The sequence below is a fragment of the Pseudomonas sp. USHLN015 genome, from assembly GCF_037153275.1.
Classification (GTDB): domain Bacteria; phylum Pseudomonadota; class Gammaproteobacteria; order Pseudomonadales; family Pseudomonadaceae; genus Metapseudomonas; species Metapseudomonas tohonis.
In genome coordinates, this window is the sequence record NZ_JBBCKP010000005.1 from 236,704 (window position 1) to 254,032 (window position 17,329).

The 17,329-nt window shown below is 69.1% G+C and carries 10 protein-coding genes; 3 read left to right on the top strand and 7 right to left on the bottom strand.

What is annotated here, in order from left to right; translation table 11 throughout:
- Nucleotides 1-10: 10 nt before the first annotated feature.
- From WFQ67_RS12100 to WFQ67_RS12125, 6 genes are all read right to left on the bottom strand, one after another.
- A complete protein-coding gene (locus WFQ67_RS12100) occupies nt 11-2,980 on the bottom strand; it encodes a bpX6 domain-containing protein (protein WP_337056998.1) in 2,970 nt (989 codons plus the stop codon).
- The gene (locus WFQ67_RS12105; RefSeq protein ID WP_337056999.1) at nt 2,977-4,818 is read right to left on the bottom strand and encodes a hypothetical protein; all 1,842 of its coding nucleotides are present in this window, start codon (nt 4,816-4,818) and stop codon (nt 2,977-2,979) included. Before WFQ67_RS12105 ends, WFQ67_RS12100 begins: the two co-directional genes overlap by 4 nt.
- A gap of 2 nt (nt 4,819-4,820) precedes the next feature.
- A complete protein-coding gene (locus WFQ67_RS12110; RefSeq protein WP_337057000.1) occupies nt 4,821-5,255 on the bottom strand; it encodes a bpX5 domain-containing protein in 435 nt (144 codons plus the stop codon).
- The gene (locus tag WFQ67_RS12115; RefSeq protein WP_337057001.1) at nt 5,252-6,361 is read right to left on the bottom strand and encodes an AAA family ATPase; all 1,110 of its coding nucleotides are present in this window, start codon (nt 6,359-6,361) and stop codon (nt 5,252-5,254) included. The genes WFQ67_RS12110 and WFQ67_RS12115 overlap by 4 nt, the downstream gene beginning before the upstream one ends.
- Nucleotides 6,362-6,491: 130 nt before the next feature.
- Nucleotides 6,492-9,167, bottom strand: a complete 2,676-nt coding sequence (locus WFQ67_RS12120; RefSeq protein WP_337057002.1) for a hypothetical protein — start codon at nt 9,165-9,167, stop codon at nt 6,492-6,494.
- A 150-nt stretch (nt 9,168-9,317) separates the two neighbouring features.
- Entirely contained in the window at nt 9,318-10,553 is a 1,236-nt protein-coding gene (locus WFQ67_RS12125; RefSeq protein WP_244862913.1) for an MFS transporter, read from the bottom strand.
- Between the two features lie 182 nt (nt 10,554-10,735).
- Between WFQ67_RS12125 and WFQ67_RS12130 the strand changes: the two genes are divergently transcribed.
- From WFQ67_RS12130 to WFQ67_RS12140, 3 genes are all read left to right on the top strand, one after another.
- Nucleotides 10,736-11,623 (top strand): LysR family transcriptional regulator, encoded by an 888-nt coding sequence (locus WFQ67_RS12130; RefSeq protein ID WP_173179383.1) that lies wholly within the window; start codon nt 10,736-10,738, stop codon nt 11,621-11,623.
- Nucleotides 11,624-11,890: 267 nt separating this feature from the next.
- Nucleotides 11,891-12,187, top strand: a complete 297-nt coding sequence (locus WFQ67_RS12135) for an antibiotic biosynthesis monooxygenase family protein (RefSeq protein ID WP_173179385.1) — start codon at nt 11,891-11,893, stop codon at nt 12,185-12,187.
- Nucleotides 12,188-12,343: 156 nt separating this feature from the next.
- Nucleotides 12,344-12,862 carry an ankyrin repeat domain-containing protein gene (locus WFQ67_RS12140; RefSeq protein WP_337057003.1) on the top strand — a complete coding sequence of 173 codons (519 nt, stop codon included), beginning with the start codon at nt 12,344-12,346 and terminating at the stop codon, nt 12,860-12,862.
- A 464-nt stretch (nt 12,863-13,326) separates the two neighbouring features.
- On the opposite strand, the gene putA is transcribed toward WFQ67_RS12140, so the two are convergent.
- A complete protein-coding gene (gene putA / locus WFQ67_RS12145) occupies nt 13,327-17,301 on the bottom strand; it encodes a trifunctional transcriptional regulator/proline dehydrogenase/L-glutamate gamma-semialdehyde dehydrogenase (RefSeq protein WP_337057004.1) in 3,975 nt (1,324 codons plus the stop codon).
- Nucleotides 17,302-17,329: the final 28 nt, after the last annotated feature.

A 17,329-nucleotide genomic window follows, 5' to 3' on the forward strand; every position in this document is an offset into this window, starting at 1 on the left:
GCGCCGCTATTCAGCTGTGCAACTCGCGCAGTTCGCTGGTCAGGGTGTCCAGGCGCAGCAGGCGCCCGCTCCGGTCGAACAGCCGCCAGTCGTGCTCCAGGGAGCGGCTCTGCAGAGGCGTGTCGGACGGCCAGTCCAGCTCGGCACAGGTCTTCAGGGTGCGCGGGTTGATCAGCCGCCAGTGCGTCATCTCCATATCCACCGCTGTGCCGAGGAGCAGCCAGCCGTCGGCCAGCTTGATGTTCGTCTTGCCGACCTGGTCTGCCGTGACGCCCGGCAGGGCGACCTCGCGGGTGCCGCCGTGGGTATGTACCAGCAGGGTCTGCTCGCCTGCCTCGTTGCCACGGAACCAGATTTCAACCAGCCCGCCATCCGGGCTGGGGACGTAGACCCCCCCATCATGCCGGGACGGCAACACTTCGTAGCGGGGGCCCAGGCGCCGCGTCGGTAATGCGTAGCGCCACAGCTCGGTACCGCCGCGGCCATCCTCCACCAGCCATTGCTCGAAGCCTGCGCAGCCCTGGAAGGCAAGCAACTGCCCTGGCAGGTCGTTGACGTGCCAGACCACGGCGAAGGCCCGGTCGACATCCACCACGCGCACGCTGCGGCTGTCGCCGATGGTCCAGGAGGTGCCGTCGAATTCATGGGCGTGGAAGTCCATCGCCAGCACGCCGAGGTCGGTGGCCTTGCGGCTGACCAAGTCAAGTTTGGTGATGCGCCAGACCTGGTCGCGTCGGGCCAATGCCAGGGCCACGCGACGGTTGCGGGCGAGGACGATGCGGTGGCCGGGCTCGGCGAAGCGGAACAGTGGGCGGCCGAGGTCATCCAGCACTGCCAGGCCGGCTTCGCCCAGGGCGATCAGGGTGCGCCCCTCGGCCAGGGGCGCGGCGTCGAGGATGGCCCTCTGGCCGGCCGGCGGCGCCTGCCATTGCAGGGGCGAGGTCCGTTGCAGCAGGGGCGAGGCGTCATGTTGGGGCAGGCCCTTGGGCGGCAGGTCGGCTTGCAGCAGCTTGTCCTGGCCGAGGTTGAGCAGGCTCTGCAGGTCACGCCGGGACAGATTGACCCGGCTCCGGGCGTGGTCCTCCAGCAGGGGCGGCAATACCAGCCGTGCCAGCAACTGCAGCTGTTCGTTGCTGCGGGTACGGGGCACGGTGCCGACCCGGTTCAGCGCCTGGGCCAGGGCCAGGCGCTCGCCGGCCCGCGCCGGGTCGTCACGCAGGGCCTTCAGGCGTGCGGCGTAGGCGTCCAGGGTGTCGGGCAGCAGCACAGCGCGTTTCACCAGGGCCTCGGCGCTCAGGCCACCGCCGGACTCTTCAGCGCACAGCAGCCATTGGGCGGCCTGTTCCTGCTTGTCTGGCAGTGGCCAGATCGCGTCCACGGCCTCCAGCCAGTCGCCTCGGGCCACGAGCATTTCGGCCCAGTCCTCGCGCAGGCGCTTGGCAGCCTGGGGCCACTTCTTCTCCAGCATCTCCACGGCGTTGGCGAAGGCGTTGTCGCGGCGCGCGACCTGCAGCGCGATGCGCCAGTCCCCGGCCAGGCAATGCAGGCGCACGATGCTGTCGGTCGGCATGTCCCAGGCCAGCGCCAGGTCGGCGGCCTGGCGGAAGCGCAGGTGGCGCTCCAGGTAGTCCAGGGCCTCCTGACGTGCCTTGAGCAGCTCGGCGAGGATGAACACCGCTTCATCGATGCGTCCCTCGCGGTCGAGCTTCTCGAAGTGCTGGCGATAGACCTTGCGCAGGTGCGCTTCGAGGTCCTCGCCTAGCGAGATGGCGGTGCCCGGTCCCGAGCGCTTGCCAAGGGCGAGGTCATCGCGCCGTGTCGGCGTGCCGAAGGCCTGGCCCAGGTTGCCCTGCTCGCTGCCCAGGGGCAGGGCGTGGCGCAGGGCTTCGGCGATGTCACCCTCTTCGAACATCTTCAGCATGCGCCGCATGTAGGCGCTCTGGCGGCGGTTGAGCAGCTCGCTGAATTTCGAGGTGATGGCCAGGGAGGTGAGAAAGCGCCGCCAGGCGCTCGGCCCGCTGGGCACCTGTGTGGCGCGAGGTTTGATGGGCGGTGCGGCGGGGGCCTTGGCAGGCACTGGGGTGGGCGTCGAGGGCTGGGCGGTCCAGCCCTGTTGCCCGCCCTTGAAGAAGCGTCGCAAGGCGGCGAAGAACAGCATCGCGATGAGCACCGTAATGGTGACCAGGATGACGATCAGGACGGTGTCGCCGCCGTCAGCGGCCGTTTCGACCACCGGGGGCGCGCTGAGGGTGGGCGGCGGGATGTTCGGCGGTTGCTTCATCGCATCGCGGATGAAGCTGCCGATCATCATGATCGCGAACAGCGACAGCCAGAAGGCCCAGCTCGCGCTGATCCCCGTTTTGCCGGAGGCGGGGCGCGAGGGGCCCTTGCGCTGGGCGTGCGTGCTGCCGCTGCCTTTGCCGGCGGCGGCCTGTTGCTGCAGCAGCGACTTGAGGAACGCGTCGCGCTCCGGGCTCGGCGGCTTCACCTTGCCGTCGAGGATGGCGTGGATGTCCTTGATCGGCGGCAGCACCTCCAGCATCGGCGGCGGCAGGATGGCACGGCAGTCGTAGGTGTCCAGCAGCGGGTAGCCGTCGAGGGCGATGTGCTCCTCCAGGGCCAGGTGTTGGGCATCGGCCAGGCGCAGCGCCTGCACCCGGCCACCGCGCACCAGCCAGAGGTCGGCGACCGGCAGCGCGGCCCGTTCCTTGGTGGCCAGTTGGGCTGAGCACAGGCCACCGCCTTTCAGGGCCAGCAGCGGCCAGCCGAGCAGGCCGTCGCAGTCCATGGCATGGCTGCTGGCGAAGCGCAGCAGGTCGCCCTCGGCGAAGCGCCAGGCGCTGGCGTCGGCGCGCCAGTGGCGCAACAGCAGGGCCGCGCGCTCGTCGGCGTCCAGCCAGTCGGCCGGCAGCCAAAGGCCGGCCACCTTGTGGCGGCCCTTGAGCAGCGGTTGGCGAATCTCGGCATCCAGCGTGCTCATGGCTGGTCTCCTTCGTCATCGGCCAGGGTGCAGTGGGCGCGCAGGCGCACCACCTGGCGCTGGCTGCAATAGACCACCAGCTCACGGGCATGGCTGAGGATGGCTACCAGGCCGCTGGCGGGGCACACGCTGAGGCGCGCAATGGGGTCGGGGGACTCGAAGAACCTGTTGTGGGCGGTGCCGTCGTAGAGGCTCAGGCCCTTGCGGTCGCTGGCCATCAGCACCAGCAACAGGGCGCCGCTCTCACGGTTGACCACCAGGCCCTGGGCGTTCCAGCCGCCGGGAACATCGAGCATCCAGTTTTCCGCAGCTTCACCCTGGCGGCCCTGGGGACGGCAGAGTCGCCAGCGCTCCTGGGGCGCGGTCTCCACCAGCATCGCGCAGGCGGGCAGGGACGAGGAGTTGGTGGTCCGGGCCATGAAGGCCTTGCTCGGCTCACCGGCTTCGCCCAGGCGCAGGGGGCTGCTGGTCCGGTGGCTCGACAGCATCTCCTGCAGGACGAAGCGCTGGTCGCGCTTGTACAGGTAGTAGAGCCGGCCGTCCTCGAAGCTGGCCATGGCCAATACGTCGGACTCGATCCGCTGCAGGGCCGGTGATTCATGGCTGGGGGCTTTCGCGTCGCGGTTCCAGCTCAGCAGGTGCCTGGCGGCATCCAGCAGGTACAGGCGCTGGCCGGCGTGATTGCTGTTGACAAGGGCCAGCGGCAGCAGGTTGGCGGTGCCCGGTGGTGCGCTCAACTCTTCCAGCGGTGGGCGCTTGATGGCGCCGAAGCCCTGCAATTGCCAGAAGCGCAGGTAGGCGCCGGTGTCCACGATGGCGCCCAGGCTCTTGCCCTGGAAGGCCATGGCCAGTGGCTGGTTGCCGGCGGGCCAGTTCTGCCGGCGTACCTTGGTGACGATGGTCTTCTTGCCTTGGGGCGGTGGCAGCTTGAAGACCAGCGCGCCCTTCTGGTCGAGCAGCGTCAGTGCCACCATCTGCCCGGAGCGGGCGATCACCGGCGGCAGGGTCAGGGCTACTCGCGGGGCGTGCAGCACCCCGGGCTGGGCGAGTGCCTGTGGCCCGGGCAGGGCCATCAGGCCGAACTGCCCGGTCAGCAGGCGCTTGCCAATAGCCGGGGGTGGCAGGGGCAGTTCCAGGCTGCGACGGCCGCTGGCCTGGTGCAGCGCAACCTCCAGGGCTTGGCCACCGAGGTGGGTGGTGATCTGCAGGCTGTGGCTGATGCCGTCGTCTTCCGCCGCACCGCCGATCAGCCAGCGCTCGTCCGGTTCCTCCGGCAACGCGTCGATCATGGCGTGCCAGGCCTGCCAGTGAGTCGGCTCGGCGGCGGCCCAGCTGCGTGCCTCGAGTACCTGGGTGAGGTCGGCTGGGCCTTGCAGGCCTTCATGCCAGGCCTGGTGCTGGAGGATGCCCCAGCGCAGTTCGCCATTGGCCTCTCGGGCGCGGCGGGCCAGGAGGATCAGCATCGCCAGGTGTGCCAGGCGTGGGGCGCCCAGTTGCCGGGGGCCGGCGTCGAACAGGGCCACGATCAGCCGGCTGCTGTGCCGCGCACGCTGCTGGGGGGCGAGGAACAGGTGCTCGCCGCCCGCCGCGCGGCGGAGGAATTCATCGGGGATTTCATCGGCCAGCAGCCACTCGCTGGACAGCAGCCGCTCATAGGGGCCGCGTCGGTGCAGGTCACCCAGGCCATCGGGCTCGGGCGGGCCATTGGGCGTGCGTTCGCGGAAGGGGCCGACCAGGGCGTGCAGGCGGCCGAGCATCGCGGCGAGGTGCTCGGCAAGCTCCGGGGCCACGCCTTCCAGCAGGGTGTGCCAGGGCTTCAGGACGTCGGGCAATTGCATGGTCAGCGTCCCTGCCAGTGATCGAGGATGCGCGCCAGGTGGCCCTCGGAGAGTGGCAACTGGCGGTCCAGCGGCACGGTCCTGGCAGGCTCGGGCCAGAGCAGCAGCGGGGTGCGGCCGTGGCGCTTGGCGAGGGCACGGGCGAGCAGGTCCAGCGGCGCATCGGGGCTCAGCCGGGTCGGCAGCCAGAGTTCGGGCGCCAGCTCGCAGGGGGCGGCGTAGTCGATGCCGTCCACCCAGGGCAGGGCGCTGGCGTCACCGATCACCACCAGCAGGTCGGCGGCGGCGGTGGCTTGCAGCCCCGCCAGTTGCTCGGTGGGCAGGGCCAGCAGGCGTGTATGCAGGCGCCGGGCGGCTTCGCCCCAGGCTACGGCGGCACGGGGCTCCGGGGCCTGGGCGCGGGGTTGCCAGCACCAGGCCTGTTTCAGTGCGCTCATGCCGGCGTGGCAAGGCGGGCGACCAGGCGCTCGCGCAGCTCGACCAGTGTCGGCGGCAGGGCTTCGGCGAGGAAATTGGCGTCGATCTCCCGCAGCACCGCTTCCACTCCGGCGCCCTGCGCATCGTCCAGGCAGGCACGGGCTTCTTCGGCCAGGCGGCTGACCCGCGACAGCGGCTGCAGGGTGGCCTCTTCCACGGCGTTGAACAGGTTGTCGTTGCTGGCATGGGCGAACAGCTCGCGCAGCACTTCACGGCCGTGCTGTTGCGCCTCTTGGGTGGGCAGCACGTAGAGCAGCGGCCAGAGGTCCGCCTCGGTGGCGTGCAGGCGTCCGCCGAGCAGCGCGGCGGCAGCGATCAGGCGCTGGGATTTGACGATGCGGCGGTCCGAGAGCTGCACGCCGGCCTGGCGCAGACGACGGATGGCATCGGCCAGGGCCGGGCGCGCGGCTTCCAGGTTCACCGTTTTCATGGCGCGGCCGAGGGTGTCGAGGTAGCCAAGGTTGTGCTGCCCGACGATGGGCGTCTGCTCGGCCTGCCAGCCACCGGCGAGCATGGCTTCGAGCTGGTGGTCCGGCACCGCTTCGACGAACAGGTGCAGCAGGAAGCGGTCGCCGAAGGCGGCCAGTGCTTCGTCCTCGGGCAGGCCGTTGGCGGCGCCGACGCAGACCCGCAGCGGACAGTCGAGCTGGGTGTGGCCACGGCGGAAGCGGCGCTCGTTGAGCACGCCGAGCAGGGTGTTGAGGATGGCGGTGGAGCCGAGGAACACCTCGTCGAGGAAGGCGATATCGGCCTCCGGCAGCATGCCGCTGACGTCGGTTTCCACAGTGCCTTCGCGCAGCTTGCGCAGGTCCACCGGGCCGAACAGTTCCGACGGCTCGGTGAAGCGCCCCAGCAGGTATTCGAAGTAGCGCCCGCCCATGGCCTGGGCGACGCGGCGGACCACGGCGCTCTTGGCGGTGCCGGGCGGGCCGACCACCAGCAGGTGCTCTTGCGCCACGGCGGCGAGGACGATGAGTTCGGCGAGCTGGTTGCGTCCGATGAGGCCGGTGGTGGCGGTACGGATGGCGTCCCTGATGTGCCGGGCGGCGTCGTGGATATCGTTCAAGACTGCTTCTTCCCTGTGAGCGAGGCGCGGATTTTCCGGGAAAAGCAGGCGCTGTCAAAGCGCTATTACGGCAGTTCGTCGGTTGGTGCACATCCCGGCCCGGCGTTGTGGCGAGCCGGGCTGGGCGAACTCAGTCGATGGTCGGCGAAGCCAGGCGCACGCCGCGCGGCGGCTTGGCCAGGTAGCTCCACAGGGCATTGGCGATGGCGTTTTGGTTGAGGCCGTCGCCGAACAGTTGCTGGCCGATGCACAGGCCGAGCTGGCGGTAGCTTTCGAACTGGGCTTCGTCGAAGAACTGGTCGGCGGTGCTCTGGTTGGGGAACACCGGGTTGGCGCGGGCGTAGTTGAGCACGTCCACCGGCAGCGACTCGATCAGCCGCGGCTTGAGCAGGAGGATGCGGCTGGTGAGCACGCGCGGGGCGTCGGCATCGTCGCGTTCGCCGCTGCTGAACACGTTGAGCAGCATGGCGCAGTGGCGATCGGTGGGCTTAGGCGGCTGGCGGAAGCCCTCGAGGCTGGCGAACACCCGGGACAGCAGCGGGTGGTCGAGCACGTCGGTGTCTTCCTCGATCTCCAGGGCGTGGTCGATGCGCGACAGGCGGATGAGGTTGGCCAGGTCGTCGAAGCGGTACTCCGGGTCGCAGCCGCAGTCGCACATGACGATCAGCTCGATGTCGCGCTCCGGGCGTACCAGTTCGTAGGTGGCGGTGTTCTCGAAGTGGCCGCCGTCGGTGAGGTAGAGCTTGTCGCGGCGGTGCCCGTGGAAGTGCGCGGTGAGTTCGTAGAACAGGTAGGTCTGCGCCGGCAGCCAGCGCGACAGGCGCTCGGAGTTCTTCGACGGGCCGGCCTGGCGCGGCGGGAAGTTGCTCTGCCACCAGGTGCCCAGGCGCACGTTGGCCAGGCCCAGGGCCAGGGAGGTGCCCAGGCTGGTGGCACGGCCCAGGCCGGTGCTGAAGGCGGCGCCGGAGGTGGCCACCCACTGGCCGAGGGACAGCGGCTGGTTGATCTCGCCCTTGCCGCTGGGCGCGATGCGCACCTTGCGCTCGCCGTCGAGGATGAAGCTCACCGCCTCGGCATCCGTGTTGCCTGGGGCGTACCAGTAGGGCGCCACGCACAGCGGCTTGCCCTTGCGGTCGCGCTGCACCAGTTGCTCTGAGGGGTCGACCGTGAGGTTCATGGTGACGTTGATCAGGTGCAGCGGGCCGGCGGTGCGGGTGCGGTAGTAGCTGTCCAGGGCGATGTCGTCGTGGGACAGGGTCTGCGCCACGCTCATGCGCTTGCGGCTCTGCCGGCTGGGCACGTCGAAGCGCTGGCCGTTGGAGGCGCCGAGGTAGGCGCGGGTCAGGCGTGCGGCGTAGAAGGCCTGCAGGGTGGAAAGGTTGATGAAGCCGATGAACTGCCCGGAGACCCAGGCCAGCAGCGCCGCCACGACGGCGAGCCCGGTGAGGCGCTGCAGGGCGAAGGGCGGCATGGCGTCCGGGCCGGGCACCTGGCCGTTCCAGGCCACCCATTGCACCAGCAGGCCCCAGAGCAGGGCGATGCAGACCAGCATGACGATGCCGGCGACCAGGGCGATGACGTCCAGCGGCAGCCTGCTGAGCCAGCTGGGCAGCGGCTTGTCGTCGCTGGCGCGGGCCAGGTGGCGGGCGATCCAGGCCAGCGCCGGCAGCAGCGCGGCGGGGGCGGAGGCCTGCCAGTAGCCCCGGGCGAGCACCACGTAGAGCTCCTGGGCCAGTTGGTGGAGCAGCGCCAGGGCCAGCAGTGCGCCGGTGACGGTGATCGCCTGGCTCAGCGCACGGGTGACCCGCAACCGGTAGTTGCGCACGTTGTTGGCGTCGAGGCCGGCGTCATCGGGGGTCGAGCCGTGGTCCTGGGTGAAGACCAGCGCCGCGCACCAGAGCAGCCCGAGCACGGTGACGATGATGGTCAGCCACAGCAGGATTTCCACCGGGTTGGTGGTGTCGGGCGTGTGCAGTTGCAGGTAGATGGCGGGGATGGCCATGGCGACGACGATCACCACGGCGCACAGGGTCGCCCAGTTGGCCAGGGCCGGGGGCTCGTCCTGGCTCTTGCGCGAGTAGATCAGCCAGTAGGCGAGCATCAGCGGTGCCACGCTGAGCAGCGCCACGCCGCCGGGCACCAGCAGCAGGCTGGCGCAGAGCGGGCCGGTCGGCCAGAGGTGGCAGGCGACTCCCTGGGCGAGGGCGATCAGGGCCAGCACCAGCAGCATCGGCATGCCGATCACGTACTGCACCGAGAGCCAGTTGCGCCAGGTCATCGCCAGGGCATAGATCAGGTCGCCGGCGCCGGTGGGCGTCAGGTAGCGGCCGTTCTCGCGCAGCCAGGCGGTAGGGCCGGCGCCCACCGGGGCGGCCCGGTAGTTGTCGGAGGAGTGGATGCGCCCCGGCGGCTGGTAGCGCATCACCCGGTAGGCCTCGAGGGCGGCCTGGCGGGCCTTTTCCTGCTCGTCGCCATTGACCGGTCGCAGACGCTCGGGCTGGAACAGGCTGGAGAAGAACGAGCCCATGTAGCCGCCGCCGCTGACGGTGGAGAGGTAGTCGAAGCGCGGCAGCAGGTGGGTGTGGGGATCGTCTTCGCCGTTCTTCGGGGGGCGGTTCGCCCCAGGGTCGACGGGCGCGCGGGCCAGGGCCTGGAGCACGCCGAAGCAGAAGGTGGCGCTGCGGATGCCGCCACCGGAGAGGGCCAGGGCCCAGGGGCGTCTTGGCGTCTCGTTGCCGCCATCGAGGCCCAGGGCCTTGCGGCGCCAGGTGATCCGATCCCGTTCCGCCTTGTACTGGTCTTCCATCGCGCCGCTCCCTGGTCGTCATCGCTCGTCGAAGTCCGCCAAGTAAAGCAGGAGTCGGGCCGATTGCCATCATGGCAAGGGTTCGTTCCAGGCCTCCGGCGTGGACCTGTTCAGTCGGACCTCACGGTCGCGGGCGTCACGAAGAATGCGCTATGGCTTGCTCGCACAGGCCGCGCCCTGGGGTTGCCGGGCCAGGTGCAGGGCGATCAGCAGCGCCAGGCCCAGCAGGCCACCGATGAACAGGCCGATACCGCTCCAGCCGGCGCGGTGCCAGAACAACCCGCCGAGGGTGCCGGCTATCCCCGAGCCCGCGTAGTAGAAGGTCTGGTACAGCGAGGCCGCCTGGCCCTTGGCCTGCACGGCGCGGCGCCCGACCCAGCTGCTGGCCACCGAGTGGGCGCCGAAGAAGCCGAAGGTGAACAGCAGCATGCCCAGCAGGATCAGCGCCAGCGGCTCGAGCAGGGTGAGGCCGAAGCCGGCCAGCATCAGCAGGATCACCACCCAGAGCACCTTCTGCCGGCCGACGCGATCCGCCAGCGAGCCGACCATCGCCGAGCTGTAGGTGCCCGACAGGTAGACGATGGAGAGCATGCCCACCGCCGCCTGGCTGAGGTGGTAGGGCGCATCCAGCAGGTGGAAGCCGATGTAGTTGAAGAAGGTCACCAGGCTGCCCATCAGCAGGAAGGCTTCGAGGAACAGCAGCGGCAGGCGCGCATCGCGAAAATGCAGGGCGAAGCCGCCGAAGAGGTTCTTCGCGGTGATGGGGCGCGCCTGGAAGTGCCGCGACTCGGGCAGCACGCGCCAGAACACCAGGGCGGCGATCAGCGCCAGCGCGCCGATGGTGGCGAGCGTCCAGTGCCAGGAGACGTAGTCGACCATCACCCCGGCCACCAGTCGCCCGCTCATGCCGCCGATGGCGTTGCCACCGATGTACAGCCCGACCGCGAGGCCGGTATGGCGCGGGTCGATCTCCTCGCTCAGGTAGGTCATGGCCACGGCGGTCAGCCCGCTCAGCGACAGCCCCACCAGCACGCGCATGGCCAGCACCATTTCCCAGCTCTGCATGGCCGCGCTGGCGAGGGTGAAGAGCCCGGCGCAGAGCAGCGAGACCACCATCACCGGCTTGCGCCCGAGGGCGTCGGAGAGCGAGCCGGTCAGCAGCAGGCCGCAGGCCAGGGCGAGGGTGGAAACCGACAGGACCATGCTGCTCTGCGTGGCGCTGATGGCGAAGGCCCGGGCCAGCACCGGCATCATCGGTTGCACGCAGTAGAGCAGGGCGAAGGTGGCGAAGCCGCCGCAGAACAGCGCGAGGCTGGTGCGCAGGAAGGCGGGTGTGCCTTTGGCGATATGGCTGGGCAGCGCGGTGTCCTGGGCGGACGCTTTCATCATGCACCTCGGCAGGCGATATCAGGGCCCCGGCGCCTGTCGCGCAGGCGTGTGCCGTCGCACCCGCTGGAGGGGTGGAGTGGCTGGTTCGTTCGGGATATGGGAAAAGCCTATCGGCCGGGACTGATACTTTCCAATATATTGTTCGGCATCTTTGATAGGCAGGACATATCATTCCAGCCATGGAACTCCGTCATCTGCGCTACTTCATCGCCGTCGCCGAAGAGCTGCATTTCGGCCGCGCCGCCGAGCTGCTGGGCATCTCCCAGCCACCCCTGAGCCAGCAGATCCAGGCGCTGGAGGAGGAGCTGGGCGCGCGCCTGTTCGAGCGCACCAACCGCCGCGTGGCGCTGACCGAGGCGGGGCGGCTGTTTCTCGTCGAGGCGCGCCAGGTGCTGGCCCAGGTGGGGCAGGCGACCGATGTGGCGCGCAGGGCCCAGCGCGGCGAACTGGGCGAGCTGAAGGTCGGTTTCACCTCGTCGGCGCCCTTCACCTCGATCATTCCCCAGGCCATCTTCCGCTTTCGTCGCACCTACCCCGATGTGCAACTGGAGGTGCACGAGATGGTCAGCCGCGATGTGGTCGAGGCCCTGCTCAACGGGCGCCTGCAGGTGGGGCTGATCCGCCCGCTGCCGTTGCCGGAGTCCCTGGTGGCGGTGGAGCTGTTCCGCGAACCGCTGGTGGCGGTGCTGCACGCCGACCACCCGTTGGCGACGGACCCGGCCTTCGACGCCGGCCTGCATCTGCAGGCGCTGGCAGACGAACCCTTCGTGTACTTCCCGCGTACCGCCGGCACCGGGCTCTACGACCAGTTGATCGCGCTGACCCACGAGATGGGCTTCAGCCCGCGCATCACCCAGGAGTCCCACAGCGCGCTGACCATCATCGGCCTGGTGGCCGCGGGGCTCGGCGTGTCGGTGCTGCCGGCCTCCTTCACCCGCATGCAGTTCGATGGCGTGGTCTATCGCACGCTGCTCGACCCGTCGGCGACCACGGCGGTGTGGTTGGTTCGCCGCAGTGACGAGCGCTCGCCGCTGTCGCGCTCCTTCATCCGGATGCTGACTGCGTGAGATTCGCAGGATCAGGCAAGCATCGCGCAGGAATCGTCTAACCGGAAAAGCCTTTGCGTCCGTAGTCTCTCCCTGTATCGGCGCCCATTACGGGCGCCGCATGCCGAGGTCGAAGGCGATGCGAGAGCCGCAGAGAAGCAACCCACGCAAGGCCGATCGTGCAGCATTGCCGACGGTCTTGTGGCTGCTGGTGCTGACGTCCCTGTTCCTCGCCACGCCGCTGATCGAGGCCTGTGTCCTGGGCCACGTGCAAGAGGAGAGCAGACCATGACCCTGTCCCCAACCTTTACCAGCCTCGCATCCATCCGCGCCCGCAACGGTCGCTCGGAGGAGCTGGGCGAGCGCCTGCTGGCGCTGGTCGAGCCGGCGCGTCGCATTGAGGGCTGCATCAGCCACGAGGTGCTGCGCGCCCCCGACGACCCCGACCTGTGGCTGCTGCAGGGCTGCTGGGCCAACCAGGCGGCGCTGGAGCACTACTGCGATGGCACCTGCGGGCAGTGCCTGGCCGATGTGCTGCAGGGGACGCTGGTGCTCGAAGCCCGCTATTTCACCGACCACGCCTAGCGACAGCGGCGGCGCTGCAATGGCGCATGCGTACCCGCTCGATCCGCAGCGGCTTTCACACCCATAGAGAATCCCTAAGAGCCGCGCCCCGGCTGCTTCCCTATCATCGGCCCCACTGATTTTCGCAGCCGAGCTGCCACTTCGAGGAGAGCCTGAATGAGCGAGCAGAACGCGGCGGTCGTCCTGGATGACGCGACCCTGGAATTTGCCAACAAAGTGTTCGACCTGACCCGTAACGGCGATGCGCAGGGCCTGGCCGCGCTGCTCGAGCAGGGCCTGCCGGTGGACCTTCGCAACCACAAGGGCGACAGCCTGCTGATGCTGGCCAGCTACCACGGCCACCGGGAGGCTGTGCGGGTGTTGCTGGAGCACGGCGCCGACCCGGACCTGCGCAACAACAACGGACAGACGCCACTCGCCGGTGCCGCCTTCAAGGGCGACCTGGCCATGGTCGAGTTGCTGCTGGCCCACGGCGCCGACGTGGAAGGCCCGACACCCGATGGCAAGACGGTGCTGATGATGGCGGCCATGTTCAACCGCGGCGAAATCATCGACAGCCTGCTGGCCCACGGTGCACGCATCGACGCCACCGATGCGGGTGGTGCCACCGCCCTGTCCGCCGCCCGGCAGATGGGCGCGGCGCAAGCGGTGGAGCGCCTGTCCGCGCGGCATTGATCCATCTGTTGTAGGGGCGAATTCATTCGCCCGCTCTTCCCTGTGGGAGCGGCTTCATCCGCGATGGAATTCGTTCCGAGCCTGCCAGCGTGCCCGTAGGTTGGCGCCGAGCGCAGCGAGGCCCAACATCGTGTGGTTCGGGTCTGTTGCGTTGGGCTTCGTGCCTCAGCCCAATCTACGGGGTGCTGTGTTCCCCGGTGGATGAAAAGAGCGTCACCGACCCTGCGAAAGACGCTATCCGCGGATTTTCCGTACGGCAGAAATGAAAAAGGAGCGGCGCTTGTGGCGCTGCTCCTTTGCCCGAAGGCCTTGGATGGCGGGACGAGCCGCCTGTTGGAAAAGGCGCCAGGCGGATCACCGGGAACCTTGGGTGCCCACATCCCTCTTGAGGCGGTGGGCGCCAGGGGCCGGAGCCCCTGGTTGGAACGGGTGGCGGGCCAGGCGTTCGCCTGGCCTGCCGGCCATCAGCCGATGGTCATGAGGCTGGCGTTGCCGCCGGCCGCTGCGGTGTTGACGCTCAGCGCGCGCTCGATCAGCAGGCGTTCCAGCGGCACCGCGGTCTCGCCCTGGGACAGGCCCTGGACGCCGATGATCGGGCCTTTGCGCGCCGCCACCTGTTGGCAGATGCCGCGCAGCTGGTCCGAGTCACCGTGGTGCAGCACGGCGTCGAATTCCACGCCTTCGGCTTTCCAGTCGGCGACCAGCCGGATGCGCGCCTGCACCGCCTTGGGCAGCTTGCCGCGCAAGGCCTTGGTGAGGTCGCCGTCCTGCCAGACCACCGCGCTGCCGACCGCGAGGGCAGCGGCCAGCTGGGTCAGCAGGTCGCCTTCGTCGTCGGCCAGGCCCAGCACGTTGGCGCGGGGCAGCAGCATGTAGGTGTTGCGCTCGCCGGTCGGGCCGGGGAGGGTGCGGGTCAGGCCGCTCTGCGAGAGTTCGGCGAAGCTGTCGCAGAGGCTGGCCAGCTCGGCCTTGCCTTCCTTGCCCGCCCATTCCTTCAGCGCATCCAGCGGCTTGCCCAGGCGTTGCTCCAGGCTGTTGCGCAGGTGGGCGTCGGCCGCCTGTTCGTCCATGCGCTTGAAGGTGCGGCTCACGGCGTCCACCGGGCGGGTGGCCAGCAGGCGGTACATGTACAGCGGGCCGCCGGCTTTCGGGCCGGTGCCGGAGAGGCCTTCGCCACCGAAGGGCTGCACGCCGACCACGGCGCCGACCATGTTGCGGTTGACGTAGAGGTTGCCGGCATGGGCCTTGTCCACCACCTTGGCGATGGTCTCATCGATGCGGGTGTGCACGCCGAGGGTCAGGCCATAGCCGGTGGCGTTGATCTGGTCCAGCAACTGGTCCAGGTCCTGGCGCTTGTAGCGCAGCACGTGCAGTACCGGGCCGAACACTTCGCGCTCCAGCTCGTCCAGGCTTTCCAGCTCGATCAGGGTCGGCATCACGTAGGTGCCACGGCTCATCACGTCGCCTTCGGTACGGGCGACCTGGAACACGTGGCGGCCCTTCCTGCGCATCGTCTCGATGTGCTTGTCGATGCCGGCCTTGGCTTCGGCGTCGATCACCGGGCCGATGTCGATGGCGAAGTTGTCCGGGTTGCCCAGGCGGCATTCGGACATGGCGCCCTTGAGCATCTCCAGCGCGCGGTCGGCGACGTCTTCCTGGATGCACAGCACGCGCAGGGCCGAGCAACGCTGGCCGGCGCTGTCGAAGGCCGAGGCGACGACGTCGGTCACCACCTGCTCAACCAGTGCGGAGGAGTCGACGATCATCGCGTTCTGCCCGCCGGTCTCGGCGATCAGCGGGATCGGTCGGCCCTGGGAGTCCAGGCGGCCGGCGACGTTGCGGGCGAGGATGCCGGCGACTTCGGTGGAGCCGGTGAACATCACGCCCTTGACGCGCTCATCGCTGACCAGCGCGGCGCCGACGGTATGGCCTTCACCCGGCAGCAACTGCACGGCGCCTTCGGGGATGCCGGCCTGGAGCAGGATGCGCACGGCCTGGGCGGCGATCAGCGGGGTCTGCTCGGCGGGCTTGGCCAGCACGGTGTTGCCGGCGGCCAGGGCGGCGGCCACCTGGCCGCTGAAGATCGCCAGGGGGAAGTTCCACGGGCTGATGCACACCACCGGGCCCAGGGGGCGGTGGCTGTCGTTGGCGAAGTCGTGGCGCGCCTGGGCGGCGTAGTAGCGCAGGAAGTCGACGGCCTCGCGCACTTCGGCGATGGCGTTGGCGAAGGTCTTGCCGGCCTCGCGGCACAGCAGGCCCATCAGCGGCTGGATCTCGGCCTCCATCAGGTCGGCGGCGCGGTCCAGGGCGGCGGCGCGCTCCACCGGCGGGGTGGCCTGCCAGATCGGCGCGGCGGTCAGCGAGGCGAGCACGGCGTTGCCGACGTCTTCCAGGCTGGCGTTCTGCACGTGGCCGACGATGTCGCGGCGGTCCGCCGGGTTGGTCACCGGCAGGCTCTCGCCCTCGGAGACCGGGCAGCCCAGCATCGGGCGGGCGCGCCAGTCGGCGTGGCCGCTGCTGAGCAGGGCACTGGACAGGGAGCCCAGGCGGTGCTCGTTGGACATGTCGATGCCGCTGGAGTTGGCGCGGGCGGCGCCATACAGGTCACGCGGCTGGGGGATGCGCGGGTGCGGCTTGCCCAGGGCGCCTTCGGCGGCGGCGATGGCTTCGATGCTGACGACCGGGTCTTCCACCAGTTGCTTGATGGAGATGGTCTGGTCGGCGATGCGGTTGACGAAGCTGGTGTTGGCGCCGTTTTCCAGGAGGCGGCGGACCAGGTAGGCCAGCAGCGTCTCGTGAGTGCCCACCGGTGCGTAGATGCGGCACGGGCGGTTCAGCTTGCCGTCGGCGATCTTGCCCACCACCTGCTCGTACAGCGGCTCGCCCATGCCGTGCAGGCACTGGAACTCGTACTGGCCCGGGTAATAGTTCTGCCCGGCGATGTGGTAGATGGCCGAGAGGGTGTGGGCGTTGTGGGTAGCGAACTGCGGATAGATGGCATCCGGCACCGCCAGCAGCTTGCGCGCGCAGGCGATGTAGGACACGTCGGTGTAGACCTTGCGGGTGTAGACCGGGAAACCTTCCAGGCCGTCGACCTGGGCGCGCTTGATCTCGCTGTCCCAGTAGGCGCCCTTGACCAGGCGGATCATCAGGCGGTGACGGCTGCGACGGGCCAGGTCGATGACGTAGTCGATCACGTACGGGCAGCGTTTCTGGTAGGCCTGGATGACGAAGCCGACGCCGTTCCAGCCCTTGAGCTGCGGCTCGAAGCAGAGGCGCTCGAGCATGTCGAGGGAGATTTCCAGGCGGTCCGCTTCCTCGGCATCGATGTTCAGGCCAATGTCGTACTGCTTGGCCAGCAGGGTCAGCGACAGCAGGCGCGGGTACAGCTCGTCCATCATCCGCTCGTACTGGGCGCGGCTGTAGCGCGGGTGCAGGGCGGAGAGCTTGATGGAGATGCCCGGGCCCTCGTAGATTCCGCGGCCGTGGGAGGCCTTGCCGATGGAGTGGATGGCCTGCTCGTAGGACGCCAGGTAGCGCTGGGCGTCTTCCTCGGTCAGCGCGGCTTCACCGAGCATGTCGTAGGAGTAGCGGAAGCCCTTGGTCTCGAAGGCGCTGGCGTTGGCCAGGGCCTCGGCGATGGTCTCGCCGGTGACGAACTGCTCGCCCATCAGGCGCATGGCCATGTCCACGCCCTTGCGGATCAGCGGCTCGCCGGACTTGCCGATGATGCGGTTCAGCGAGCTGGAGAGACCGGCCTCGTTGTGGGTCGACACCAGCTTGCCGGTGATCAGCAGGCCCCAGGAGGCGGCGTTGACGAACATCGAGGGGCTCTGGCCCAGGTGCTGCTGCCAGTTGCCGTTGCTGATCTTGTCGCGGATCAGGGCATCGCGGGTGCCCTTGTCGGGGATGCGCAGCAGGGCTTCGGCCAGGCACATCAGCGCCACGCCTTCCTGGGAAGAGAGGGAGAACTCCTGCAGCAGGCCCTGGACGATGCCGGCGCGGCCGCTGGCGCTCTTCTGGTTGCGCAGCTTCTCGGCGATGCCGTAGGCGAGTTTGTAGGTGGCGTCGGCCATGTCGGCGGGCAGGCGTGCCTGCTCCAGCAGCATGGGCACCACTTCTTCCTCGGGGCGGCGGTAGGCGCCGGTGATGGCGGCACGCAGCACGGATTGCGGCAGGATGCTTTCGGCGAAATCGAGGAACGGCTGGTGGATCGGGTCGATCAGGGCGTCCACCGCTTCCAGGTCACCCTCGGCCAGGCGCGCGGCGATGCCCTGGAGCTCGGGAAGGGTCTTGCCGCTTTCCAGGGTCTCCAGGTAGCTGTAGATGGCCTGCTTGATCAGCCAGTGCGGCGTGCGGTCGATCTGGCGTGCGGCTTCCTTGAGGCGCTCACGGGTCGCTTCATCGAGTTTCACGCCAAGGGTGGTGGTGGTTGCCATTTCTTATCCTCATTCCTGCCGTGGTCGC

Coding starts and splice junctions, on each gene's coding strand:
- WFQ67_RS12100 (WP_337056998.1), bottom strand. CDS start 2,980: ATGAGCACGCTGGATGCCGAGATTCGCCAACCGCTGCTCAAGGGCCGC.
- WFQ67_RS12105 (WP_337056999.1), bottom strand. CDS start 4,818: ATGCAATTGCCCGACGTCCTGAAGCCCTGGCACACCCTGCTGGAAGGC.
- WFQ67_RS12110 (WP_337057000.1), bottom strand. CDS start 5,255: ATGAGCGCACTGAAACAGGCCTGGTGCTGGCAACCCCGCGCCCAGGCC.
- WFQ67_RS12120 (WP_337057002.1), bottom strand. CDS start 9,167: ATGGAAGACCAGTACAAGGCGGAACGGGATCGGATCACCTGGCGCCGC.
- WFQ67_RS12125 (WP_244862913.1), bottom strand. CDS start 10,553: ATGAAAGCGTCCGCCCAGGACACCGCGCTGCCCAGCCATATCGCCAAA.
- WFQ67_RS12130 (WP_173179383.1), top strand. CDS start 10,736: ATGGAACTCCGTCATCTGCGCTACTTCATCGCCGTCGCCGAAGAGCTG.
- WFQ67_RS12135 (WP_173179385.1), top strand. CDS start 11,891: ATGACCCTGTCCCCAACCTTTACCAGCCTCGCATCCATCCGCGCCCGC.
- WFQ67_RS12140 (WP_337057003.1), top strand. CDS start 12,344: ATGAGCGAGCAGAACGCGGCGGTCGTCCTGGATGACGCGACCCTGGAA.
- putA (WP_337057004.1), bottom strand. CDS start 17,301: ATGGCAACCACCACCACCCTTGGCGTGAAACTCGATGAAGCGACCCGT.